Origin of the sequence: Pseudomonas sp. WS 5011 (assembly GCF_012985775.1) — a bacterium.
GTDB lineage: Bacteria > Pseudomonadota > Gammaproteobacteria > Pseudomonadales > Pseudomonadaceae > Aquipseudomonas > Aquipseudomonas peli.
In genome coordinates, this window is sequence record NZ_JAAQXA010000001.1 from 172,391 (window position 1) to 195,550 (window position 23,160).

The 23,160-nt window shown below is 58.7% G+C and carries 25 protein-coding genes; 3 read left to right on the top strand and 22 right to left on the bottom strand.

Translation table 11 applies throughout. The features are described from left to right. The 17 genes from fliP to putP all read right to left on the bottom strand — a co-directional run bounded on the left by fliP (position 1) and on the right by putP (position 15,284). Positions 1-786, bottom strand: a complete 786-nt coding sequence (fliP, locus tag HBN63_RS00825) for a flagellar type III secretion system pore protein FliP (protein ID WP_170048024.1) — start codon at positions 784-786, stop codon at positions 1-3. Continuing rightward, a complete protein-coding gene (fliO, locus tag HBN63_RS00830) occupies positions 786-1,217 on the bottom strand; it encodes a flagellar biosynthetic protein FliO (RefSeq protein ID WP_170048025.1) in 432 nt (143 codons plus the stop codon). The genes fliP and fliO overlap by 1 nt, the downstream gene beginning before the upstream one ends. 2 nt (positions 1,218-1,219) lie before the next feature. Continuing rightward, the gene (gene fliN, locus HBN63_RS00835; protein WP_090252089.1) at positions 1,220-1,690 is read right to left on the bottom strand and encodes a flagellar motor switch protein FliN; all 471 of its coding nucleotides are present in this window, start codon (positions 1,688-1,690) and stop codon (positions 1,220-1,222) included. Positions 1,691-1,722: 32 nt separating this feature from the next. Beyond that, on the bottom strand, positions 1,723-2,694 hold the full coding sequence (fliM, locus tag HBN63_RS00840; RefSeq protein WP_090252087.1) for a flagellar motor switch protein FliM: 972 nt from the start codon (positions 2,692-2,694) through the stop codon (positions 1,723-1,725). A gap of 13 nt (positions 2,695-2,707) precedes the next feature. Beyond that, complete coding sequence (fliL, locus tag HBN63_RS00845) at positions 2,708-3,235, bottom strand: flagellar basal body-associated protein FliL (protein WP_170048026.1); 528 nt, start codon at positions 3,233-3,235, stop codon at positions 2,708-2,710. A gap of 233 nt (positions 3,236-3,468) precedes the next feature. After that, on the bottom strand, positions 3,469-4,719 hold the full coding sequence (locus tag HBN63_RS00850; RefSeq protein WP_170048027.1) for a flagellar hook-length control protein FliK: 1,251 nt from the start codon (positions 4,717-4,719) through the stop codon (positions 3,469-3,471). 118 nt (positions 4,720-4,837) lie between these two features. Beyond that, on the bottom strand, positions 4,838-5,191 hold the full coding sequence (locus tag HBN63_RS00855; protein WP_090252079.1) for an Hpt domain-containing protein: 354 nt from the start codon (positions 5,189-5,191) through the stop codon (positions 4,838-4,840). 30 nt (positions 5,192-5,221) lie between these two features. After that, on the bottom strand, positions 5,222-6,916 hold the full coding sequence (locus HBN63_RS00860; protein WP_170048028.1) for a fused response regulator/phosphatase: 1,695 nt from the start codon (positions 6,914-6,916) through the stop codon (positions 5,222-5,224). 14 nt (positions 6,917-6,930) lie between these two features. Continuing rightward, the gene (locus HBN63_RS00865; protein ID WP_090252075.1) at positions 6,931-7,236 is read right to left on the bottom strand and encodes an STAS domain-containing protein; all 306 of its coding nucleotides are present in this window, start codon (positions 7,234-7,236) and stop codon (positions 6,931-6,933) included. A 144-nt stretch (positions 7,237-7,380) separates the two neighbouring features. Continuing rightward, on the bottom strand, positions 7,381-7,833 hold the full coding sequence (gene fliJ / locus HBN63_RS00870) for a flagellar export protein FliJ (protein WP_170048029.1): 453 nt from the start codon (positions 7,831-7,833) through the stop codon (positions 7,381-7,383). Positions 7,834-7,836: 3 nt separating this feature from the next. Further along, the gene (gene fliI, locus HBN63_RS00875; protein WP_170048030.1) at positions 7,837-9,198 is read right to left on the bottom strand and encodes a flagellar protein export ATPase FliI; all 1,362 of its coding nucleotides are present in this window, start codon (positions 9,196-9,198) and stop codon (positions 7,837-7,839) included. Beyond that, positions 9,188-10,021, bottom strand: coding sequence for a flagellar assembly protein FliH (gene fliH, locus HBN63_RS00880; protein ID WP_170048031.1), 834 nt, complete (start codon positions 10,019-10,021; stop codon positions 9,188-9,190). The genes fliI and fliH overlap by 11 nt, the downstream gene beginning before the upstream one ends. A gap of 25 nt (positions 10,022-10,046) precedes the next feature. Continuing rightward, positions 10,047-11,063, bottom strand: a complete 1,017-nt coding sequence (gene fliG, locus HBN63_RS00885; protein WP_090252067.1) for a flagellar motor switch protein FliG — start codon at positions 11,061-11,063, stop codon at positions 10,047-10,049. Further along, a complete protein-coding gene (gene fliF / locus HBN63_RS00890; RefSeq protein WP_167145329.1) occupies positions 11,056-12,843 on the bottom strand; it encodes a flagellar basal-body MS-ring/collar protein FliF in 1,788 nt (595 codons plus the stop codon). Before fliF ends, fliG begins: the two co-directional genes overlap by 8 nt. 15 nt (positions 12,844-12,858) lie before the next feature. Further along, on the bottom strand, positions 12,859-13,188 hold the full coding sequence (gene fliE / locus HBN63_RS00895; RefSeq protein WP_090252062.1) for a flagellar hook-basal body complex protein FliE: 330 nt from the start codon (positions 13,186-13,188) through the stop codon (positions 12,859-12,861). A 93-nt stretch (positions 13,189-13,281) separates the two neighbouring features. Next, a complete protein-coding gene (locus tag HBN63_RS00900; RefSeq protein WP_108490472.1) occupies positions 13,282-13,503 on the bottom strand; it encodes a VF530 family protein in 222 nt (73 codons plus the stop codon). A 293-nt stretch (positions 13,504-13,796) separates the two neighbouring features. After that, entirely contained in the window at positions 13,797-15,284 is a 1,488-nt protein-coding gene (gene putP / locus HBN63_RS00905) for a sodium/proline symporter PutP (protein WP_160087948.1), read from the bottom strand. 723 nt (positions 15,285-16,007) lie between these two features. Between putP and HBN63_RS00910 the strand changes: the two genes are divergently transcribed. Continuing rightward, positions 16,008-16,865, top strand: coding sequence for an HDOD domain-containing protein (locus HBN63_RS00910; protein WP_170048032.1), 858 nt, complete (start codon positions 16,008-16,010; stop codon positions 16,863-16,865). Between the two features lie 163 nt (positions 16,866-17,028). Here the strand turns inward: HBN63_RS00910 and HBN63_RS00915 are convergent, their stop codons facing one another. The 5 genes from HBN63_RS00915 to HBN63_RS00935 form a co-directional block, all read right to left on the bottom strand. Beyond that, the gene (locus HBN63_RS00915) at positions 17,029-17,448 is read right to left on the bottom strand and encodes a group 1 truncated hemoglobin (protein WP_170048033.1); all 420 of its coding nucleotides are present in this window, start codon (positions 17,446-17,448) and stop codon (positions 17,029-17,031) included. A 2-nt stretch (positions 17,449-17,450) separates the two neighbouring features. Beyond that, on the bottom strand, positions 17,451-18,308 hold the full coding sequence (locus HBN63_RS00920) for a DUF3034 family protein (protein ID WP_170048034.1): 858 nt from the start codon (positions 18,306-18,308) through the stop codon (positions 17,451-17,453). A 2-nt stretch (positions 18,309-18,310) separates the two neighbouring features. Further along, positions 18,311-20,647, bottom strand: coding sequence for an EAL domain-containing protein (locus HBN63_RS00925; protein WP_170048035.1), 2,337 nt, complete (start codon positions 20,645-20,647; stop codon positions 18,311-18,313). Further along, positions 20,634-21,317 (bottom strand): methylamine utilization protein, encoded by a 684-nt coding sequence (locus HBN63_RS00930; protein ID WP_262498847.1) that lies wholly within the window; start codon positions 21,315-21,317, stop codon positions 20,634-20,636. The genes HBN63_RS00925 and HBN63_RS00930 overlap by 14 nt, the downstream gene beginning before the upstream one ends. A 177-nt stretch (positions 21,318-21,494) precedes the next feature. Next, the gene (locus HBN63_RS00935; RefSeq protein WP_160087956.1) at positions 21,495-22,247 is read right to left on the bottom strand and encodes an AraC family transcriptional regulator; all 753 of its coding nucleotides are present in this window, start codon (positions 22,245-22,247) and stop codon (positions 21,495-21,497) included. 77 nt (positions 22,248-22,324) lie between these two features. Between HBN63_RS00935 and HBN63_RS00940 the strand changes: the two genes are divergently transcribed. Further along, positions 22,325-22,537: a hypothetical protein gene (locus HBN63_RS00940; protein ID WP_170048036.1), complete on the top strand. Its 213-nt coding sequence runs from the start codon at positions 22,325-22,327 to the stop codon at positions 22,535-22,537. Between the two features lie 40 nt (positions 22,538-22,577). Further along, positions 22,578-22,973, top strand: a complete 396-nt coding sequence (locus tag HBN63_RS00945) for a protease inhibitor I42 family protein (protein ID WP_170048037.1) — start codon at positions 22,578-22,580, stop codon at positions 22,971-22,973. The last annotated feature ends 187 nt before the right edge of the window (positions 22,974-23,160 follow it).

The window sequence follows — 23,160 nt, forward strand, 5'->3', positions numbered from 1 at the left end:
CTAAGTGCCTCCAAAGCTGGCAGCCAGAGTGCCCATGATCAGCGCCCAGCCATCAATCAACACAAACAGCATGATTTTGAACGGCAGAGAAATGATTAACGGCGAGAGCATCATCATCCCCATCGCCATCAAGATACTGGCCACCACCATGTCGATGATCAGGAACGGAATAAAGATCATAAAGCCGATCTGGAAGGCGGTTTTCAGCTCGGACGTGACAAACGCCGGCACCAGAATGGTCAGCGGCGCCTCTTCCGGGCTGGCGATATCCGTGCGTTTGGACAAGCGCACAAACAACTCCAGATCGCTTTCACGGGTCTGTGACAGCATAAAATTCTTGATCGGCCCTTCGGCCTTGAGAATCGCTTCCTGCGCAGGCAGTTGCTCGTTCAGGTAGGGCTGCAGTGCCTCGCGGTTAATCTGATCGAACACCGGCGCCATGATAAACATGGTCAAAAACAGCGCCATACCAACCAGGATCTGGTTAGACGGTGTCTGTTGCAACCCCAGGGCCTGACGCAGAATCGAGAAGACAATGATGATCCGGGTAAAACTGGTCATCAGCATGACAAACGCTGGAATAAAGCTCAGCGCAGTCATGATCAGCAGGATTTGCAGGCTGACCGAGTACTCCTGCTGCCCAGCTGTGTCAGTACTCAGGGTGATGGCCGGGATCGACAGCGGGTTATTGCCCGACTGAATCAAGGTACTGGCAGTCGGCGGATCGGCAGCGAATGCCAGTGACGCACCCAGGCTAAAAACCAGCATCAGCAGCAAACGCAGCATCACGACTTGTCCTTCTGGTCTTTACCCAACAGCTCCATCAGGCGCTGAGCAAACTCGGTCGAGGCAGGTTCAGCATCCGGCATATGCACCGGTTCTTTCAGCACATGCAACGACGTGATGGTGCCCGGGGTCAGACCCAGCAATACCTGCTCGTTACCCACCTGCACCAGCACCAGGCGATCACGCGGCCCCAGCGCCTGAGTGGCCAGCACTTTGATGACCTGGCCACCCCGCGGCACGATTTGCTGCACGCGGCGCATCAGCCAGGCCAGCAGAAAAATCAGACCAATCACCAACAGCAGGCCCAGCAGCAGCTGCACAAGTTGCCCGCCCATACCTGTTCCAGCAGGGGGTACAGCCGCTTGCGCGGCCGGTTCGGCAGCCAGGGCCGCAACTGGTAGCAGCAAGCCCAACACAAGGGTTCTAAGCATGGTTAGCGCAGCTTCTTGATGCGTTCACTTGGACTGATCACGTCAGTCAGGCGAATGCCGAACTTCTCGTTCACCACCACCACTTCGCCGTGGGCGATCAAGGTGCCGTTGACCAGCACATCCAGCGGCTCACCGGCCAGACGATCCAACTCGATCACCGAGCCCTGGTTGAGCTGCAGCAAGTTACGGATGGTGATATCGGTATTGCCGACCTCCATGGAAATGGACACCGGAATATCCAGAATCACATCCAAATTCGGCCCATCCAGATTCACCGGCAGGTTCATCTTCGGCGCACTGTCAAACTCTTCCATTGGCGCACGCGGCGCTGATGGAGCAGGGTCGCTGGCGGCGAGCATGGCGTCGATATCATCCTGCCCGGCATCGCCGGCTTCAGACAATGCAGCCGCCCACTCATCAGCGAGTGCCTGCTCCTCGGGCGAGCTGGCTTCGTTTTCGTTTTCGTCTGCCATCGTTTTTCCTCGGCTGGCGTTGAATAGGGGAATTAGCGGTTACGCTCAATGGGGCCGAGCACCTGCAAAGCCAGCTTGCCTTTGTGCGCCCCCATCTTGACCTTGAAAGAGGGCACACCGTTAGCGCACAGCACCACGCTTTCCGGCAGTTCCACCGGGATCACGTCACCGGGCTGCATATGCAGAATGTCGCGCAGTTTGAGCTGGCGGCGGGCAACAGTCGCGCCCAGGGGCACGCTGACGCCAAGAATGTCTTCGCGCAGCGCTTTGATCCAGCGCTCGTCCTGATCGTCCACATCGGACTGGAAGCCTGCATCAAGCATCTCGCGGATCGGTTCGATCATCGAATACGGCATGGTGATGTGCAGGTCACCACCACCGCCATCCAATTCAATATGGAAGGTCGATACCACGATCACTTCACTGGGACTGACGATGTTGGCCAGCGCGGGATTCACTTCCGAGTTGACGTACTCGAAGTTGATATCCATAACCGCATGCCAGGCTTCCTTGAGGTCAATAAAGGCCTGATCGAGCACCATGCGCACCACACGCAACTCAGTGGGGGTGAACTCACGCCCTTCGATCTTGGCGTGCCGGCCATCGCCACCAAAGAAGTTGTCGACCAGCTTGAACACCAGCTTGGCGTCGAGAATAAACAGACCGGTGCCGCGCAACGGCTTCATCTTCACCAGGTTGAGGCTGGTCGGCACGTACAGCGAGTGCACGTATTCGCCAAATTTCATGACCTGCACACCACCCACCGCCACATCGGCGGAGCGGCGCAGCAGGTTGAACATGCTGATGCGGGTATAGCGGGCAAAACGCTCGTTGATCATCTCAAGCGTCGGCATGCGCCCACGGACAATGCGGTCCTGACTGGTCAGGTCATATTGCTTGACGCTTCCCGGTTCGGCTTCGTCCTCGGTTTCAACCAAGCCGTCGTCGACACCATGCAGCAGGGCATCGATCTCATCCTGGGAAAGCAGGTCTTGCACAGCCATAGATGGCTCCTGATTACTGCAACACGAGGTTGGTGAACAGCACTTGCTCAACCGTGACTTTGCCGGTCTCTTTCTCAGCCAGCTCCTGCACGCTGGCAGTCGCTTGCTGACGCAGCATTTCTTTACCGACCGGGGTTAACAAGGAACCGAAATCCTGACCGGAAAACAGCATCACCAGGCGGTTACGCAACACCGGCATGTGCACCTTGAGCGCATCCAGGGCCACTTGATCACGGGTCATCAACGCCACACTAACCTGCATATAGCGGGCGCGGCCTTGGTGGTTGAAATTCACGACAAAGGCCGGTGACAGCTCTTCATAGATTGCGGCCTGTTTGACGGGTACTGCTGGTTCGGCACTGACTTCTGCCTTGGCTTCTTCAGCCCCTGCGTCCTTTTTACTTAAAAAGAACCAGGTTCCCCCCACAGAAAGGCCCACAGCGAGCAACACCGCAATAACGATGATAACGATCAGCTTCATTTTGCCGGCTGGTTTCGCCTCGGCATTTGCCGGTGCCGGTGCTGCTTCTTTCTTAGCCATGCCAATAATCCGTCGTTATTCGGAGTTCTATCCGTTTTCAAAGGGTTACGAGCAAGTGTTATGCCAGTATGTCAACAAACCTGCTCAGTACGAGTGGCGCAGCACCTGAAGGTGATGCGACCAAGGCATTCGATCAACGTACGCCCAAACAAAATCGCCCGACTTCCACGCAATGGGAGTCGGGCGAAATGCAGTTTAGATCAGTGGGCCATGCAACTACAGCAGCAAGCGCTCTATGCGTAGTAATCAACCAAGCCACGGGCACTTACAGATGACATGCGAGCCGACTCGACCGCATTCGAATGCAGTTCCTCATCCCCGCCAAGCAGTTCACTGGAGGACCCTCCGCGACTATTGCCACCATCGCCCCCCTGCCCTTGCCAACCGCGGTTGAGCGACTGATCAGAAACATTCACGTCCGGCTGATTCATACCCTGCTGGGCAAACAGTTCACGCAAACGGTGCATCTGCGAATCCAGCGCTTCACGCACACCGGCATGTGGACTGGCGAACGTCACCTGACTTTGGTCCTGGTTGACGCTGATACGCACCTCCAGACGGCCGAGCTCTGCAGGATCCAGCTGAATCTCAGCCGACTTGAGGTTCTGGCTGGACATCACCATCACCCGATCCACCACTGCTTCGCTCCAGCCACCCTGTTGCATGGCCACCGGTTGGCCAGCCAATAAGGGCGCGCGTGCCTGGGTCGCTTGTTGGTTCATCGCCTGAGTCAGGGCATTGAGCTTACTGACAAAGTTCTCCGGCGCGTTATTGGCCGTGCCTTCCTTCAACGCCTCCAGGCTTTTACCGGTGAGGGCTTCAAGCTGTAACTCTGGCAGTTCCAGGCTATCCCCCTCGACCGGGGTTTCATCCTGTACCACCTGACTAGCCAACAAACTCTGACTGACGTTTTGCGCCTGGGCAGAAGGCGTTCCAGCCTGATCGGCCTGCAGCTTCTCCTTCGCCCCCATTTCCAGGGCCATGCGCACTGCCGGCAGCTGATTGAGCGCATCCAGCTCAGCATCAAAGCTGGCCTCGGTCATACTCGCCGGGCCGGAGCTGGTCAAGTTACCCGTGGTGACCATCAGCGGCACAGGTTCGGCTTCAAGCGCCACGTCATCTGTTTCGGCTAAGGGCATCTCGCCGGTGATGCCAAGCAACAGAAGCGGATCCAGAACGGCGCCATCGCTTGCCGGATCAGTCGGCAAAGGCTTGCCGCTATCGGCAACCTCGGCTTGCCCAACGACAGCCTGCGCCTGCGCATCCAGCGGTTCATCTTTATCAACATTGCTTTCACGTGCCGGCTTTGCAGGCCCGTCGTTACGTTCAGCCGCTTTAGCCTGCCGCTCTTTGGCATACACCTGAGAGAAGCTGGAAGCCTCATTCTTATTAGGCTGCGCGGGTTTTTCCGGCGGTTTTGATGCAGCAGCTCTGGGCTTTACTTCAGGTGCTGACTTGAGCAGCAGATCGGGGGCAACGGACATGGATACTCTCCGCTCGGGATTGGTCGTGCGAAGGGTTTTGCAAGGAGCGGGCCAACTTGTTTATTGGCAGACAGGGCGAGTTGAACTGCAGTAACGTCAGGAGGCAGGCGCAGCAAGGTTAATGCCGATAACGCTGGCGCTCGGACTTGAGCAGGATGCGCACAATGGCAAACTCACGCTCAATTTGTTCGACCAGCTCAGGAGCCTGCTCCAACTGTTCGCGACGCCCAGCCTCTTCCAGCTGTTTACACAGGCCCGCCAGCATCGGCGCCCCCATGTTGCTGCAACTGCCCTTAAAACTGTGAGCCGCCAACCGCAAGCTCTGCGCATCGGCCGCTTGCTCGGCTTGACGAAGCACTAATAGGCGCTCTTCAGAATCAATCAGAAAGGTGTCCAGCAGCACCGGATATTCATCTTCCATGACATCCTGCAAGGCCGCTAATACTGCGCTATCAAGGTGAATATCGGACAACGGCTCGCTCCCCTCGCGTGGTGCCCCGGATTATGCCCCAGGCAACCAGGAAAACTCCACGCGCACCCCCGGTTCGCCGTCGCCCCAACTGCAACGTTCACTCAGTTGCCTGACCAAGGCCAGTCCGCGGCCACTCAAACTATGCGCGTCACGCGGTTCAACAGGCACTTGTTGAGGATCGAACCCCGAGCCACTGTCTTCAACACGGACGATCAAGCGCCCCCCTGCGCCTTCAGGTAACAACTGCAGGTGAAAGCGTACAAATCCGTCGGTCAGCGCAGCCAGGCGCACACTGCGCTGGCGGTAATACTCAGCAAACCCCTCGGCATTTGCCTTGAGCGCCGAGTCCAACCCCAACACGCCATGCTCAAGCGCATTGGAATACAACTCGGCCAACACACTGAACAAGGCTCCGCCTTGAGGCCTTAGCCCCTGCACCTCAAGCAATAATTGCAGGAGGAAAGGCAGCGGGTTGAAGTGACGCAGGGTTTCACCGCGAAACTCGAAGCTGGCAGACCAGTCCAGGGAATGACTCTGGCCATTATCGGCAAAGGCCAGTGGCGGACGGCTCAACTCTGCATCATCAACCAGGCTGACCTCAAGCAAGCTGACATCGTCCTGCTGCTCACCACTGAAATGGGTCAGCGCCTGCTGAATTTCAGTGAATAAAGCAGGCAGCTGCCGGTTAGCGGCGATCACCTCCAGCAAGCGCTCTTCACCAAACAACTCACCGAGCTTGTTACAGGTCTCCAGCACACCATCGGAGAGCAGAAAAACCCGATCACCCAGCGCCAGCGGGTAGACCTCATACTTGTCGTTGAATGCGGCCGGTTCCAGCACACCCAACGGCAAGTGCCGCGACACCAGCGGCAAACGCTCGCCACTGCCACGCAGCAGATAGCCATCAGGCAGGCCGCCATTCCATACCTCGACCACCTGCCGCTGGAAACTGACATTTAATACCGTCGCACAGCAAAACACCCCGACTGGGAGAATGCGTTTGAGCTTGGCATTGATCTCGCGTAGCACTTCGGCGAGGGAATAGCCCTTAGCCGTCATGCCATAGAACACCTCAGCCAGCGGCATCGCCCCAATTGCTGCGGGCAAACCGTGGCCGGTGAAATCCCCTAGCAACACATGCATGCCACCCGACGGTTTGAACGCAGCCAATAGCAGATCGCCGTTGAACACTGCGTAAGGTGATTGCAGGTAGCGGATATTCGGTGCATCCAGGCAACCGGAGTGCGTCACCTTGTCAAACACGGCCTTGGCCACGCGCTGCTCAGTGAGTAGGTGTTCATTGTGCATGGCAATCAGATCACGCTGCTGCAGCACCGTATCCTGCAGGCGGCGCAAGCGATCCATGGCCTTGATTTTCGCTTCGAGAATGACCCGGTTGTAGGGTTTAGCAAGAAAGTCATCACCGCCGGCCTCCAGGCAGCGCACCAGGGCTTCGCCTTCGGTCAGTGAGGTCAGAAAAATGATCGGCACCAACTCTTCGCCGGCCACCTGCTTGATCCGTCGGGCAGCTTCAAAACCGTCCATGATGGGCATCAAGGCATCCATCAGGACCAGCTGCGGCCGCTCTTGCTCGAACAGGGCCACCGCCTCCAAACCATTACTGGCGGTCAGTACCCGGTGCCCTTGGCGACTGACGATGGTCGACAGCAGCATGCGATCAGCCGCGTTGTCCTCGGCAATCAGGATGGACAGACGCTCAGCCATGACACGCGCCTCGATCAGGCGATTTTAAACAGCTGCTCGAAATTCGAGATTGCGAGAATCTTGCGCACATCCGGGTTGCAGTTGAGCAGGCGGATTTGCGCACTGTCGCCGCCGGCATGGTCACGCAACAGCAACAGCATGCCGAGCGCGGAGCTGTCCAGGTAAGTGGTGTCTTTGAGGTCTACAACGTAGCGTTGCGGGGTGCTATTGACGCGCTCGTAGGCATTGCGAAATTCCTGATGCGCACCGAAATCGAAGCGTCCCTGAATCAGAATGGTCAGCTCTTGCCCATCGGATGAGGGCAGCGAGGTGATGGCCATGAATTACTCCTATAAGCGAAAAGACGAGGCCGCACATACCAGTGGACCAGGCAGCAGGTTATGCATGATCAAGATGTAGCATTGCAATGCGCTGGCAGCAACTGTTTAGGCTGTGTCGATGTGTTGCAGGTGGGTAATTCGCGCTTAAGACTGCCAATCGCGGGCGGATATGCGCTGGGACAACTCATCAAGCAGTTTCTGCTCACGCTTGTCCTCAGCCAGGCGTGCTTCATCCTGATAACGCTTGACCAATTTGCGCAAACCTTCCAACCGCGCATAACGCTGCTGCCAGGCCTCTCGCACTTTTTCCATATTGCTGCGGTGCCAGTCAACGCTGGTGCGCTGTTGGCCGATGGCGGTTTCCAGCTGGGTAAGAAAGCGCTGATAGTTCATCAGCCACTGCCCGGAAACCCCGCGCTGGCCCTCGCTGATCCATTGCTGCTGGTAGTCTCCGCGGTAGCGCTCCAGATCGCCCAACTGCACTTCAGCCTGGCGCAGCAGGCCCTGGCAACGACCTAATTGCAGAGCAGCCTCGCGCTCGGCACGCTCGGCCATATCGACCACCGGGGCCAGTCGCGCGGCGCGGCTTTGTGCCATGGATTATGCGCCCGTTGCAGCGGGATTGAAGGTCGCAGCCAGCTGTGCGCTGCTGCTTTCCAGGCTTTCGTTGTCCTGCAGGTTCTGCCGCAGGTACTTGACCATGGCTGGTTGGCGGGCAATGGCCAGGTCAGTATCCGCATCACCGCCCGGCACATAAGCGCCGACACTGATCAGGTCGCGGCTCTGCTGATAGCGCGACCACAGCTGTTTGAAACGCTGCGCCAGGCGCATGTGCTCAGCGCTGACCACCTGCGGCATGACCCGGCTGATCGAGGCTTCGATATCGATGGCCGGGTAATGGCCTTCTTCGGCCAGTCGCCGCGACAGCACGATATGGCCATCGAGCACACCACGGGCGGCGTCGGCAATCGGATCCTGTTGGTCGTCGCCCTCACTGAGCACCGTGTAGAACGCAGTAATCGAGCCACCGCCCTTCTCAGCATTACCAGCCCGTTCGACCAACTTGGGCAGGCGGGCAAATACCGAGGGAGGATAGCCTTTGGTTGCCGGCGGCTCACCAATGGCCAGGGCGATTTCGCGCTGAGCCTGGGCAAAGCGGGTCAGCGAATCCATCAGCAACAGGACGTTCTTGCCCTTGTCGCGGAAGTATTCGGCGATGCGCGTGCAGTACATGGCCGCGCGCAAACGCATCAGCGGCGCATCATCGGCCGGCGAGGCCACCACCACCGAGCGCTTAAGGCCCTCATGGCCGAGGATCTCGTCGATAAATTCTTTTACTTCACGGCCCCGCTCACCAATCAACCCCACCACGATGATGTCGGCCTCGGTAAAGCGCGTCATCATGCCGAGCAGTACCGACTTACCCACACCGGTGCCGGCAAACAACCCCAGGCGCTGGCCACGCCCCACCGTCAGCAGGCCGTTGATGGAGCGAATGCCGACATCCAGCGGTTCGCTGATCGGGTGGCGGTTGAGCGGGTTGATCGCCGGGCCGTCCATCGGCACCCAATCCTCCGCCTTCATGCCACCCTTACCGTCAAGCGCGCGACCCGTGCCATCGAGAACTCGGCCCAACATCGACATGCCCATGGGCAAGCGTCCGGTGTCAGGCAGCGGCACTACACGAGCACCTGGGGCGATGCCCACCAGGCTGCCGACCGGCATCAGAAAGATTTTGCCGTTGGAAAAGCCCATGACCTCGGCTTCAACCTGCACCGGGTGATAGCTGTCGTCATTGATGACCAGGCAGCGACTGCCCAGGGCAGCACGCAGGCCTTCGGCTTCCAGGGTCAAACCGACCATGCGCAGCAGGCGACCCTCGACCAACGGCTGAGTCGGCAACGTCACGGCCTCGCTGTAACCCGCCAGGCGCTTGGCGAAACTCACCCGATCAAGGCGCATCCGGGCTCGCCTGGCTATGTATCTGCGCAGCCTCCACCGCTGGCGCATCCAAATCGGTATGCAAATCAGCCTCCAGCGGGTGCGCGGCCTGCTCACGCTGCTGCTCGAACAGCTGTTTGATCGCTTGGTTCAAGCGGGTTTCCACCGTGGCATCAATACGGCTGAGTTCGCTTTCCACCCGACACCCACCGGGCAGCAAAGAGGCATCTTCGAGAATTCGCCAGCTTTCTTCGTGGCGCTCGCGCAGGGTCTTGATGATTTCGAAGTCTTGCGGGTTGACGTGAATACGGATGTTACCGGTGCCCATCGGCAGCAACTTAAGCGCCTCGCTGAGCACCTGGCGAATCTGACTTGAATCACTGACCAGCTCGCGTTGAATCACCTGGCGCACCATTTGCCCAAGCAGGCTGACCATGGCTTCTTCAAGCTGCTGATCCTGTGCGCTAATCGGCTCGAACAGCTGCGTCATCAGCTGCTCCATGCTGGCTAGTTTGGCGGCCAAGGCGATATCAGCTTCCTGCTTGGCCTTCAGCTGGCCAGCATGGAAACCGTCCTTCTCACCGGTGGCAAACCCTTCGTTGTAGGCGTCCTGACGGATTGCCTCCAACTCATCCAACGTCAAGGGTTTGACGTCTTCAAGGGCCACCTCTTCACTCTCAGCCGGCGCCTGATCGTTCGCCTCAACCGTCGGGTCATTCGCTTGCTCTTCTTCGCCAGGCTCTGGGGTTTCCACTTCTGGGTCGAAGCTGGGCAACGCCCACACATCAACGCCTTTGAGATCCTTGGCGCGAATCAGCTCGCTGGGCGGCTCTTTACTGGACATGCGTCAAACCATTGCGAGCCATGTGTTAAACCATTTCCTCGCCGCCCTTGCCGCCCAGGACAATTTCCCCGGCTTCGGCCATGCGCCTGGCGATGGTGAGAATTTCCTTCTGCGCAGTTTCCACGTCGCTGACGCGTACCGGGCCTTTGGCTTCCAAATCGTCGCGCAGCAGTTCGGCGGCTCGTTTGGACATGTTCTTGAAGACTTTTTCCTTGATCGCCTCGTCAGCACCTTTGAGCGCCAGCACCAGCACATCCGACGACACTTCGCGCATGAGGGCTTGAATACCCCTGTCGTCGACATCGGCCAGGTTGTCGAAGACAAACATCAGGTCTTCGATCTGGCTGGAAAGGTCTTCGTCGACTTCGCGGATTGAGTCCATCAGCTGACCCTCAACCGAGCTGTCGAGGAAGTTCATGATATCCGCCGCACGTTTGACCCCGCCCAATGCGGCACGGGACGTATTGGCGCTGCCAGAAAACTGCCGTTCAAGGATGTCGTTGAGTTCTTTCAGCGCGGCAGGCTGCACGGTTTCCAGTGACGACACGCGCAGGACGATGTCCAGGCGTACCTTGTGGTCAAAATGCCCGAGTACTTCACCGGCTTGATCGGGGTCCAGGTAAGCCACGACGATGGCCTGAATTTGCGGGTGTTCGTAGCGAATCACGTCAGCCACGGCGCGCGGCTCCATCCACTTCAGGCTGTCGAGACCACTGGTGCTGCCGCCGAGCAAAATACGGTCAATCAGGCTGCCCGCTTTATCTTCGCCCAATGCCTGCGTGAGCATCTTGCGAATATAACCATCGGCACCAACGCCCAGGCTGGTTTGATCACCGACGATGTCAACAAACTCCCCCATCACCTGTTCGACCTGCTCGCGCTGGATATTGCGCATACCGGCCATGGCCACACCGACCCGCTGGACTTCTTTCGGGCCCAGATGACGCAGCACCTGGGCGGCGTCGGTTTCACCAAGCGACAGCAGCAGAATCGCGGCCTTGTCGACTTTGCTCAATTTAGTGGCGGTTCGATTATCACTCATCGGCGTTAATCCACTCTTTCACAACCTGGGCTACGCGGCCCGGGTCTTCGGCGACCAGGCTCTTGATGGCGTTCAGTTGTGCATCATACCCCTCACTCGGGCTTGGCAGGAGGATGCTTTGCGGACCGCCCAGGCTCACACGGTCCTCAGCCAGATCACCACCCAGTGCGCCCATTTCACCCAGCTCAACATCGCCATCACGGCCGTCACTTTGGCCTTTGCCGCCGTTGGTGATGTTGTTGAGGACTGGGCGCAGCACACCAAATACCAAGATGAGAATAAACAGCACACCGAGGACTTGTTTGACCACATCCCAGAACCACGGCTGGGTGTAGAACGGGATATCAATCATCTCTTCGCCCAGTTCGGCGGAGAACGGCGTATTGATCACGCTGACGCTGTCACCCCGACTGGCGTCAAAACCTACCGAGTCCTGTACCAGGCGGGTAAACCGCGCCAGGTCATCGCTGCTCCACGGCACGCGCGTGGTTTCGCCCGTGGCTGCGTCGACTTTCACCTGATCGTCCACTACCACCGCTACCGACAGCCGGCGCAGGCGCCCCTGCTGCTGCTTGGTGTAGCTGATCGAACGATCCAGCTCGAAGTTGCGTGTGGACTGCTCGCGTTTGTCCTCTGGGTACGGCGCCAACATGGCCAGACCGGTGGCCGGATCGATGATCTGGGCGCCATTGGCATCCAGCAGCGGCTGCCCGGCAGCAATCGGCCCAGGCACGGCCGGCGCAGCGGCACCCGCTTGCTGCGGCGCGGCGCCGGCTGCAGGCGGCTGATTGCTCAGCGCGCCGGGGACACCTTGTGGCGGCAGGCTGCTGGTACGTTGTTCGTTGACCGACTGCTCGCTGCGCAGCGCAGGTTGATCCGGGTTAAACATTTCCGAGGTGGATTCCACCGCGCTGAAATCCACATCCGCCGAAACTTCGGCCTTGTAGCGACCCGAACCCAGTACCGGTTGCAGGATGTTGTGCACGCGCTGGGTGAACAGGCTTTCCATGCGGCGGCTGTAATCGAACTGCTTGCCGGCCATGGTCAGCTCGGACATTTCCTGAATATCCGACAGCAGATTGCCCTTCTGGTCGACCACGGTTACCTGGGCCTTGTCCATTTCCGGCACGCTGCTGGCGACCAGATTGACGATCGCCATGACCTGACTCGGTTCCAGGCCGCGCCCGGAATACAACTCAACCAATACCGAGGCGCTGGGTTTGCGCTCATCACGCACAAACACCGAACTCTTCGGGATGGCCAGGTGTACACGGGCCGCTTTAACGTTATTCAAGCTGGAAATGGTACGCGCCAGTTCACCTTCCAAGCCGCGGCGATAGCGGGTGGCTTCCATAAACTGGCTGGTGCCCAGGCCTTGCTCCTGGTCGAGAATCTCAAAACCGACGCTATTGTCTTTCGGTGCAACGCCAGCCGCAGCCAGGCGCATACGGGCGCGCGCCAGGTCGCCTGATTTGACCAGCAGCGCGCCAGAATTGGGTTCCACGGTGTATTTGATATCAGACGCGGACAACGTCTCCATGACCTGGGACGCGTCCATACCGTCGAGACTGCCATACAGCGGCTGATAATCCGGCTGCTGCGACCACAGCACCACAGCAAAACCGATGGCCACACTCGCAGCCAGACCGACCAACAAACCAATCTGGCGCAACATCGACATATCGGCGAGGTTTTCCAGAAAGGTCAGGCCGAACAGCGGTTTCTTCGGCTCATCACCACCGGTGGTGGCAGGTACGTTTGCAGCGACGGCTTCAGCCATGATTCAGCCCTACCCTTAAACCGGCATCTGCATAATGTCTTGATAAGCCTGAACCAGCTTGTTGCGCACCTGGGTCATGGCTTGAAAGGAAACGCTGGCTTTCTGCGACGCGATCATCACGTCCGTCAAATCCACGCCACTGGTGCCCATCTCAAAGGCAGTTGCCAGTTTGTTGGAGGCTTGCTGGGTTTCGTTGACCTTGCCCACCGCCTGCCCGAGCATCTCGGAGAAGCTTGGCGCACCGGGTTCTGGCGTGCTGGCGACAGGCTTCTGACGCGCCATGGCGTCGGCCTGCATGGACCGCATTTCCAGCATCAAGCGATTGAATTCAACACCCTGGCTCATCTCTACCTCCACTGGCCGCGGTTTTTTGACGCTTCGCGGCGTTTGCAGAGGTATTGCAACAAGGGTGCCAAATTTTGAACTGGGGCTTAGCGTCTATTTCCGTGTTTGCGAACGGACATACAGCGCCTCGACCTTCTCCCGCGCCCACGGCGTCTTGCGTAAAAAAGTCAGGCTGGACTTGATGCTGGGGTCACTCTTGAAGCAACGGATATCAATCCGTTCAGCTAGACCATCCCAGCCATACTGAGCCACTAATGCGGTGAGAATGGCTTCAAGGGTGACGCCGTGTAGCGGATTTTTAGGTGATTGAGTCATGCAGAACCTGTACGGACAGCTCGATTAAGACAAACCCCGCCACCATAGCCAAGCCGGTGAACAACCGAAAGCCTCCAGCGTGATTGGGCATCAGCATAAAAAATACCTGGAGGCCGCTATGCCCCTGCGCCGTAACGTCAGCCAGGGTGAGCCTCAGGATAAGTCGCCATAAAAAAGCCGGCCCACACCAAGGGTGTGGGCCGGCGAAGCACTATCGAGTCGCACGCACATCGCCGCGAAACAGGTCCGCGGGGCAACTGAGCGACCAGCCAGTTGCCAGGTATTTCAAACTATCAGGCCGACTGGTATTCCTTCTCGGCTTCGTCGAAGCGCTTGATCATGCTGGCCGATGGGCCGCTGCCGATCTTGCTGAACACCAGAATGGCGATGGTGGCGAAAATAAAGCCTGGGATGATTTCGTACAGGCCCAGGTGACCGAGGAAGTTCTTCCACAGGATTACAGTCAGGGCACCCACCAGCATGCCGGCCAGCGCGCCGTTGCGAGTCATCTGCTTCCATACCAGCGAGAGGATCACCACCGGACCGAACGCAGCACCGAAGCCTGCCCAAGCGTAGGACACCAGGCCCAGTACGCGGTTTTCCGGGTTGGCAGCCAGCATGATGGCGACGATCGCGATCAGCAGCACCATGCCACGGCCGACCCATACCAGCTCGGTCTGCGACGCATCTTTACGCAGGAAGGCCTTGTAGAAGTCTTCGGTCAGGGCACTGGAGCACACCAGCAACTGGCAGCTCAGGGTGCTCATCACTGCAGCCAGAATGGCGGACAGCAGAATGCCGGCAATCCATGGGTTGAACAGCAGCTTGGCCAGTTCGATAAACACGCGCTCTGGGTTCTCGGTTACCGGGCCTGCGAGGTCCGGGTTGGCGGAGAAGTACGCAATACCGAAGAAACCCACAGCCACGGCACCGCCTAGGGTGAGAATCATCCAGGTCATGGAGATACGACGGGCTGCAGGAATCGATTTAACCGAATCAGCGGCCATGAAACGCGCCAGGATGTGCGGCTGACCGAAGTAGCCCAGGCCCCAGGCCATCAAGGAGATCACGCCAACAAAGGTCGCGCCTTTGAGCATGTCAAAGTTGGTTGCATCTTTGAGCTCGATCGCTGCGAAAGTCGCATCGGCACCGCCAGTGGCAATCAGCACCACGACTGGGGTAAGGATCAAGGCGAAGATCATCAGGGTAGCCTGCACGGTGTCAGTCCAGCTTACCGCCAGGAAACCACCGATGAAGGTGTAGGCGATGGTCGCCGCAGCACCGGCCCACAGCGCGGTCTCGTAGGACATGCCGAAGGTGCTTTCAAACAGGCGGGCACCGGCCACAACACCGGAGGCGCAGTAGATGGTGAAGAACACCAGAATCACCAGCGCAGAGAAGATGCGCAGCACGCGGCTGCTGTCTTCGAAGCGGTGAGTGAAGTAATCAGGCAGGGTCAGGGCGTTACCGTTGTGCTCGGTCTGCACGCGCAGACGGCCAGCGACGAACAACCAGTTCAGGTAAGCACCGACAATCAGGCCGATGGCGATCCAGCCCTCGGACAGACCGGACAGGTATACCGCACCTGGCAAGCCCATCAGCAGCCAGCCGCTCATGTCCGATGCCCCCGCCGACAAGGCGGTAACAAAACTGCCCAGGCTGCGACCGCCCAGGATGTAATCGGAAAGGTTCTTGGTGCGCATGTACGCGAACAGGCCAATCAGCACCATGAGCGCGATGTACACCACAAAGGTGACGAGCATCGGAGTATTTGCAGTCATTGGGGGGCTCCCCTCTTGATTGTTGTTATTTCAGCAACAGGGATTAGCCCCCATTGCCAACGTGGCATTGCACGCCTGCCTATGCAGGTGAAGCTACTTACCGCAACCGAGGCACAAAGAACCTGCTTACGATCGGCTGTGCTTCGTCGCCGCGGCGTAAAAACGCCTATCAACGCGTTAGCGTGCGAGATCGTAAAAAGGCTCTGGAGCCCCAATACAACAACGGGCGCATGCCGCAAGACAGTCGCCCGTAAAAATCCTTTTAATGGCCCGCCAACGCCTTACCCCTGGCGGGACCATGCATGCACTGGCCGGTTTGAAAACCGCTGCACACTGGTAAAAATGCTGCATTGCTCACTACAAAGTGCGCAGTAACATGGCCGGACAAGAACCTAACAATGAAGACTGTTGCGCTCATGCACGGTCCTTATCTGCTCATTGCCTGTGTTAGGTCTAGCCCAAACTCGCTGACTTGTTGGGGCATCCTATGAGCAGAAACCTGCGCACTGTGTAAATCGAGCATGGAATTTAGTGGCAGATGCATGAACGCTTCTTACAAAAAACTCTGGAGTTTTTGCAAAAAACTCCAGCAGCGGGAACTTCCTACAAATAGCGTTTAAAGCAGAAAGACAACGCACGCGTTGCTGGCCCTGCCATCCATCGTCATGTCCAACAGACGCAGGACAGCCATCTAGACTGCATTCATCAAGTTGGAGGTGTGTGTTGCAGAGTGAAGCATCCGATTACTCCATATACCGCCGTGTCGTTTCACAGTTAATGCAGGGCGAAGAGCAATTGCCCAGCCTACCAACCATTACCCTCGATATCCGTCGCGCCTTGGGTGACCCCAATATTTCCCGAAACACCCTGGTGCGCCTGATCAGCCGCGATCCCGCCCTAAGCGCCCTGCTGATGAAACATGCCTCCAGCGCCCTTTATCGCCACACCCTGCCGCCCAAAACCCTGCACGAAGTGATCAGCATGCTTGGCATGGCTGAAGTTGACCGAATTACCATGGTGCACAGCATCAAAAGCCTGTTCACCCTGCACAGCCCGGGGCACAAACGGCTATTTGTCGAGGCCTGGGAGCGCTTGGTCATCAAAGCCAGCATCAGCGCCATGCTGGCACGCTTGCTGGGCCATGTGACGGCGGAGCACGCGTTGCTCGCCAGCCTGCTCAGCGAGGTGGGCACCCTTGCCGTGCTGTCAGCGTTCAGAAGTGAACGCGTAACACCCTCTAACGAGCTCTATTCAAAGCTGTGCCAGGAGTACAGCAAATCGCTCGGCATCATCGTGCTGAAGAAATGGTCGGTGCATAACGAATACATCGAGATCATTCGCAACGCCGGCAACTGGCAATGCAGCCCGGGGCATAGCCTGCAATTGCTGGATCTGGTCAACCTGGCGCTCTATCACGCCATCAAGGAGCACACGCCAACCGCCGAACTACCCTCACTTCAGGAACTGGCGGCCTACCAGAAACTGATGCCACCGCAGGATTTTATCGGTGAGAACGGCGAACTCAGCCTGGTGATAAGTCACCGCGCCGACATTCAGGCGATAGCCCAGACGTTGCGTTAATCCCCCATACAATCCGGCAACCGCACACGCTACTGTCGCATTGAGCCGGCAACAGCCTCGTAGCGGGGTGACTGGCTCCGGCTTGAACTGCAGCGGAGGTATTTGCCAAGCTCAGCGTTTACACAGCAGGACGACCGTGTAGCAGGTGTGGTCGAAAGACGTTCTAGCGGTCAATTATCTGCGCACGCATCGGCGCCAGGCGCGCCAGCAGGCGGTTTTGCGCCGGCATGGGTACGTTCTGCGCGCTCATTGCCTCCTGCAGGTTTTCCACCAGTGCGTTGAAGTCGCTCGGCGTGAGGTTCTGGCCCTTGTGGCTCTCTTCCATGCTGTCGCCGGTGTACGTGCAGGGGCCGCCCGCTTCGACGCAGATCTGCTCCACCAGTTTGTCGCGCAGACGCTCGATATCGATATTTTCATAGTGCCTAACGATGCGCGGATCAGCAGCGATGTTCAGCAGCATGCCTTCAACGATACGAGTGATCCCGGCCTGCTCACCCAACTCACGGTACAGGCTGTCGTCTTTGGGCGGCTGCTGAGCGCAGGCCGCCAGGGTCAGAACTATCGCTAACAGCACACTGCGCATGCCTAGAAACTCCCCTGCACGGACAGATAAACCCCGTCCTGATGATCCAGTGTGGCAATCTCGCCCAGGCGCGCATACGCCAGCACCACGGCGAGATTCTTGTTGGGGAAGTAGCCCAGAAACAAGTCGGCCCAATCGCTTTCACCCGCAAAGCTCAGGTTATCCGGCTTTTCGCGGTATTCGACCCCAAGCGCCCAACGCGGATTGAACAGCACAGCGACCGAACCTTCCTTGAGCACTGAATGACGATCTCGGCGGTCACCGCCAAAGCCCAACAGCCCCAGCTCATTGGCTCGGCTGTAACGAATACCGCCGTTGAGCAGCAGGTTGTAGCCAAAGGCGCCGCCGAGGATCAGCCGGCTGGCCGTGAGGTAACCCTCGGTGTCTTCGCTACGCTGGGCGCCAACCAGGCTGGGAATCAGAAAATCCTTCTGGCGCTTGTGCTGAATGCCCAGAGAAACTTGCGGCAACTGGTCGTAGATCAGATCACCGAATAGGCGAACTTTGAGGCCAAAGATGTCCTGACTCAGGCTGTTCTCAGGCAAATTGAGGCCGCGCGCCAGGTTACCCAGATCAAAACGCTGACGGGCGTAAGACAATTCTATACGGTTGTCGAAAGCGACACCGACACCGGCCACGTCCAGACGGTAATCGCCCGTCTCAACCCGCGTGGCGAATACATCCGCGCCCCACTCCCCGCGTTCACCATACCCAGACAACAAGGCCCAGGGCGTAATCCCGCCACCGGCGGCGCCTTCAATGCTGCTGGCGCCACCGGTGGCCAGTAATCGGCCATCGGCGCAGGCCAGATTGGCCAGCAGGCCGAGCAGCAGGACAATGCAGCGTGGCAGGTAAGTCATATTCAATGCACCAACGTCGAGGGGGCGTGGACGTACTGCGCCATCCAGGTTTCAAAGGCTTGCGCCGCCAGTGGACGACTGATCAGGTAGCCCTGGGCGGTGTCGCACTGCCAACGCCCGAGCAATTGCAGACTGCGCTCGAACTCGACCCCTTCAGCTACGACCTTGAGGCCCAGGCTGTGGCTCATCTCGATGGTCGAACGCACGATGACTGAGTCCTCACTGGCATCGTCCAGGTCGCGGATAAATGATTGATCAATTTTCAACTCCTGCACCGGCATGCGCTTTAGCTGCGCCAGGGAAGAATAGCCCGTGCCAAAGTCGTCCACCGACAGGCTGATGCCACATGCCCGCAAACCATGCAGCACTTGCAGCGCGACCTCAGGATTGAGCATCACACCGCTTTCAGTGATTTCAAAAATAAGCTGCTCGGCCGGGACCTGATACTCGGCCAACAATTTACTGACCCGCGCCGGCAACTGAGGGTCAATCAGGTCGTCGGTGGAGATGTTCAACGACACCTGCACGCGCAGCCCACGCCCCGCCCACTCACGTAACTGACGCAGAACCTCTTCGATGACCCAAGCAGTCAACAACTGGATACTGCCGGTGCGTTCGGCCAGCGGGATAAATTCACCCGGAGAGACCATGCCCAGCGTCGGGTGCTGCCAACGCAGTAGGGCTTCAGCCTGACGCACTTGGCCGGCTGCGATGTCTAATTTGGGCTGATAGTGCAGCAACAACTCTGCTTTATCAGGGGCATGCCGCAAATCGCGAATCAGGCGAATCTGCCGCTGCTGGGCATCATCACGACCCTGCTGATACACCTGCAGATGGCTGGGCATGCCAGCCGCATCCTGCATGGCAATGCTCGCCCGGCGCAGCAGCTCTTCAGGGGCGTTGCCGTCCACCGGATAACTGGCAATGCCAATGCGGCAATCCAAGGCGAAATCATGGGTGGCGACGCGCAACGGTTTGAGCAACAGTTGCTGAACCTTGTCGGCAATACCCACGGCACTGTCGCTGTTGGTGTTTTCCAGTAGCAGCAGGAATTCATCGCCGATAATCCGAGCCACGCTATCACCAGGACGCAACACGGCCTGCAGGCGTCGGCTCAGTTGCTGCAACGCCAGGTCGCCTCCCTCAGCGCCAAGGCTTTCATTGACGGCCCGAAAATTCGCCACGCCCAAGTAGAGCAACGACGTCGGTCTTCCTGCCCTGATGGCACTGCCCAGGCGTTCCAGCGCCAGCGTGCGGTTGGGCAGGCCCGTCAACGCGTCATGCAGCGCATTGTGCGCCAGCTGCCGCTCACGCTCGGCAATGCCTTGCTGCATGGCTTTGAAGGCCGTGGCCAAACGCCCCAATTCATCAGTGCGCTGCAGGTCCAGGCTGGCCTGATAATCGCCCTGGCGCACCCGCTCGGCAACCGCCGCCAACTGCTGCACCGGCTGCGATACCGAGCGCGCCAGCAACAAGGCGCCGCCCAATGAGGCGGTCAGTGCCACCAGGGCAATCAGCAGAATATTCTGATCAAGCGGGGCAAACGCCTGCTGCGCCTGACTCAGAGACTTGTGCAGCAGCGCGCGTACTTCAAAGCCGTCACCACTGGCCAGCACCAGGGTCTGATTAAGGTAGGTCTCCTCACCGATCTGGCTTATCGCATCATTGGTCAATTCAGCCATGCTGCCTTGCAGCTGCTCACGCTGCGCAGGCTGCAGAGTGCTGATCCAGATATCGGCCACACCCTCCTGGGTCGCCTGCAGGGTCAGGTCCAGGTGGGTCAGCTCACGCAGTTCGGCGGCAAATACGTCATCAACCTGAAAGCCCATCATCACCCGGGCAATCGGCAACGGCGCGGTGACCGTGGCCTGCACCAGTAGGTAAATCTTGTCGGCAATCGGCATCAGGAATATCTGCACGCCCTCACGCTGGCGCTGCATCACCTGGACGCTCAGGCGCTGGGCTGTCTCGCCGCTAATCTGCCGATCACTGCTGACCTCCAGATTGCCATCCAGGCCCAGCATCATCACCGCACGGGCATTGATCCGCGCACCATGGTTGGCCAGCGCCGAGCGAATGGTCTCGGTGTCGCCACTGGCCACAGCATCCTTGAAGCCAAAATCAGCGGCCAGCACCTGCACCGCGTCGTGCAACTGACGGCCACGGACCTCGAGTAATTGCTGAAAGACCAGGCTGCCGACGTCTAACTGCTCACGTGCCTGGCTGCGTACGGCTGCATTGGTGGCAGTCTGCACCGCCACATACAGCGCCCCCACAACCACCAACAGCAGCAGTACCAGTACCCCGGCAATTCGCGCCTGAAAGCTATTGCGCAGCATCGCGTGCCTTCTTGAATGCATCACCAAAAGCGCTGACCGGCGCACTCGGAGCGGTTTGAACGCCAGGAGCCTGCATGGACAGGGTAAAGCGCTGCTGGCTACCGGCCTCTGTCAGCTGCACCTGGCCGGCAGTCTGCGGCAACATATCCGGCGCTTGCGGGTGCCACAGGCTGGCGGTGTAGGTCCCTGCCGGCAACTGCTCCAGGTTCAGCTTGCCCTGCGCATCACTCACCGCGAACCACGGATCGTCAGTGACATAGACATAACCCACCATCCAGTCGTGGATGTTGCAGCCAAGCACCACCACACCGGGCTTATCAAAAACCACCGGCTCGCTCGGCGTACCCTGGTAGAGGCGTAGCTCAAAGCGCTTAGCCAACGAGAACGAATAGACGTGATGGCGAATGTTGTCGCTGTTAGGGAACGACACGGCAGTACCGCTGCGCACAGCCAGTACATTGGGCGCGAATTGCTGCGAGATTTGATCCATCACCGACGCGGCAGGTGCAACCACGGGTGCAACCTCGCTGCGCAAGGTAAGCACAGCATTGACCAGCGGCTGCCCTTCACTGTCCACCAGCTCGGCTTGCAGACTGGCAGCGGACAGCGTTGTACTGAACAGCAGCATGCCGAGCAGTGAAAGTGTGGACAGGTATAGGGGCTTGTTCATCAAGACTACTCGCACTTTATGGGCACACTTAACCACCGGCAGCATCCTTGCCCGGGAACAGGAAAAACCTGCGTGGGCCACAGCTTAGCCGTCCATGTGCGAAAGTTCACGCTTCGTCGACTGCAACCATCACGCAAATGTATGCAGCGTGCTACCCAATAACCGTCGAGGGCTCAGTTATTCGGCGCTACGCAGGCGTTTCGGCGTCAGGCCCAGATAGCGGCGCATAGCGGTGGTCAGCGCGCTCTGGCTGGAGAAACCGCACTCTTCCGCGATACGGATCAGCGGCAGGCCGCTCTCGCGCAACAGCCGTACAGCCCGATCCAGGCGTGTTTTCAGCAGGTACTGATGCGGCGTCAAACCGACGCTGTCCTTGAACTGCGCATGGAAATGACTGGGGCTGAGACAGGCCACCTGTGCCAACTCAGCCACACTGATACGCCGCGCCAAATGCTGGGTGATGTAACTGTCGAGCCGCTCCACATTCAGCGCCCCCATGGGCCGCGTCTGGGGCTCGCCAAACAGGCGCAGGTGCAAGGCACGCAGCAGCACGCCCCCCAGGGCACGGGGAAGCAATGGATCGGAGCCATAGCGTTCCAGCTCGGCGCCGGCATAGCTCAGCAGGTTCTGGAAATCGGCATCCAGTTGCGGGTAGCGTGGCGTTTCAAACAGACGGGTCAGCAGCTGCAGGTCTTCACTGGAGGTGCCCTGCTCGTCCAGATCGATGATCAGCATGCGGTTGTCCCCCATGCCAGCGAACTGGTGATCGGCATCCCCCGGCACCAGACAGGCGCGCATGCGGCACACCTCGCCGCCCCGACCGTTAACTTCAAATTCGGCACGCCCAGCTAGCGACAGCACCAGTTGATGATGGTCGTGAGTGTGTTCGTGGGCCTGGTCATCAAGACGCATCAACCGCGCGTTGAACATGAAAAGTGCAACCCTGGAAAACAGAGGTGCAACTTTAACCCTTTGCCCGGAAAAACTGCAGCCTGTACGACAAATGGGTGCTGATCGCCCTAAACAGTCAATGTCCGCCAAGCCTGAAACAGCAGGTGCTGCAACGCCTGGAACATGAGCTGATCGACAGGCGAAAAGTACGCCTGGCACGCCACGAGTGCTTTGCCCTGCTCACACCGCTGACCGACCAATTCTTCCAGCAGTTGCGCGCGCCACTGCAGACGACGTTCTCAGCACAGGCTCCCGCAGGGCGGACCTAGCGGCTATGCTGGCAGCCTCGACATTCGCCAGGAGCTCACCATGCTTGCCCCCCGCCTGACAGTGGCACTCAGCCTTGCACTGCTCGCCGCCTGCGCACAAACGCCCAGCAGCGTGACCCTGGAGCAAAACCAGCAGAGCAAATGCCCGCTGTCGTTGCACGTTGGCCAGCAATTCAACCTACGCCTGCCGAGCAATCCCACCACCGGTTTTCGTTGGCTGCTGCGTGACTCCGCACCCCAGGTGCTGAAAAGCCTCGGCCCGGAGGTCTACAGCAACCCGGAAGATGCCGGCCTGGTCGGCAGCGCCGGGGTTTCCACCTGGCGTTTCGAGGTCATCAAAGCAGGCGAAGGCCTATTGGCCCTAACCTATGAACGCCCCTGGGAAGTCGGCGTAGTGCCCGCCCAGCGCTTCAACTGCACGATCAAGGCTCGCTAGCAAGGCGTTGAAAAACGTAGGCGAGGCAGCCAGCGCAAGGCGCTACGTTAGTAACAGCCTTCGGCTGGTCAAAACGGCGAAAAGCGGAGTTTACGAGCTGTAAATGAGCATTTTGATCGGACTCGCGCACGAGCCTGTTTTTAACGCGGCGATGGCAACGTAGGTAGTTTTTCAACAGCCTGCTGCT

What these genes read in the sequence shown, in the direction of transcription:
- HBN63_RS00900 (WP_108490472.1), bottom strand. Translation starts at nt 13,503, where the DNA reads ATGACTCAATCACCTAAAAATCCGCTACACGGCGTCACCCTTGAAGCC.
- fliG (WP_090252067.1), bottom strand. Translation starts at nt 11,063, where the DNA reads ATGAGTGATAATCGAACCGCCACTAAATTGAGCAAAGTCGACAAGGCC.
- fliJ (WP_170048029.1), bottom strand. Translation starts at nt 7,833, where the DNA reads ATGGCACAAAGCCGCGCCGCGCGACTGGCCCCGGTGGTCGATATGGCC.
- fliL (WP_170048026.1), bottom strand. Translation starts at nt 3,235, where the DNA reads ATGGCTAAGAAAGAAGCAGCACCGGCACCGGCAAATGCCGAGGCGAAA.
- HBN63_RS00930 (WP_262498847.1), bottom strand. Translation starts at nt 21,317, where the DNA reads ATGAACAAGCCCCTATACCTGTCCACACTTTCACTGCTCGGCATGCTG.
- HBN63_RS00925 (WP_170048035.1), bottom strand. Translation starts at nt 20,647, where the DNA reads ATGCTGCGCAATAGCTTTCAGGCGCGAATTGCCGGGGTACTGGTACTG.
- HBN63_RS00915 (WP_170048033.1), bottom strand. Translation starts at nt 17,448, where the DNA reads ATGCGCAGTGTGCTGTTAGCGATAGTTCTGACCCTGGCGGCCTGCGCT.
- fliF (WP_167145329.1), bottom strand. Translation starts at nt 12,843, where the DNA reads ATGGCTGAAGCCGTCGCTGCAAACGTACCTGCCACCACCGGTGGTGAT.
- fliN (WP_090252089.1), bottom strand. Translation starts at nt 1,690, where the DNA reads ATGGCAGACGAAAACGAAAACGAAGCCAGCTCGCCCGAGGAGCAGGCA.
- fliH (WP_170048031.1), bottom strand. Translation starts at nt 10,021, where the DNA reads ATGTCCAGTAAAGAGCCGCCCAGCGAGCTGATTCGCGCCAAGGATCTC.
- HBN63_RS00945 (WP_170048037.1), top strand. Translation starts at nt 22,578, where the DNA reads ATGCTTGCCCCCCGCCTGACAGTGGCACTCAGCCTTGCACTGCTCGCC.
- putP (WP_160087948.1), bottom strand. Translation starts at nt 15,284, where the DNA reads ATGACTGCAAATACTCCGATGCTCGTCACCTTTGTGGTGTACATCGCG.
- fliM (WP_090252087.1), bottom strand. Translation starts at nt 2,694, where the DNA reads ATGGCTGTGCAAGACCTGCTTTCCCAGGATGAGATCGATGCCCTGCTG.
- fliP (WP_170048024.1), bottom strand. Translation starts at nt 786, where the DNA reads ATGCTGCGTTTGCTGCTGATGCTGGTTTTTAGCCTGGGTGCGTCACTG.
- fliE (WP_090252062.1), bottom strand. Translation starts at nt 13,188, where the DNA reads ATGAGCCAGGGTGTTGAATTCAATCGCTTGATGCTGGAAATGCGGTCC.
- HBN63_RS00860 (WP_170048028.1), bottom strand. Translation starts at nt 6,916, where the DNA reads ATGGCTGAGCGTCTGTCCATCCTGATTGCCGAGGACAACGCGGCTGAT.
- fliO (WP_170048025.1), bottom strand. Translation starts at nt 1,217, where the DNA reads ATGCTTAGAACCCTTGTGTTGGGCTTGCTGCTACCAGTTGCGGCCCTG.
- fliI (WP_170048030.1), bottom strand. Translation starts at nt 9,198, where the DNA reads ATGCGCCTTGATCGGGTGAGTTTCGCCAAGCGCCTGGCGGGTTACAGC.
- HBN63_RS00920 (WP_170048034.1), bottom strand. Translation starts at nt 18,308, where the DNA reads ATGACTTACCTGCCACGCTGCATTGTCCTGCTGCTCGGCCTGCTGGCC.
- HBN63_RS00850 (WP_170048027.1), bottom strand. Translation starts at nt 4,719, where the DNA reads ATGTCCGTTGCCCCCGATCTGCTGCTCAAGTCAGCACCTGAAGTAAAG.
- HBN63_RS00865 (WP_090252075.1), bottom strand. Translation starts at nt 7,236, where the DNA reads ATGGCCATCACCTCGCTGCCCTCATCCGATGGGCAAGAGCTGACCATT.
- HBN63_RS00935 (WP_160087956.1), bottom strand. Translation starts at nt 22,247, where the DNA reads ATGTTCAACGCGCGGTTGATGCGTCTTGATGACCAGGCCCACGAACAC.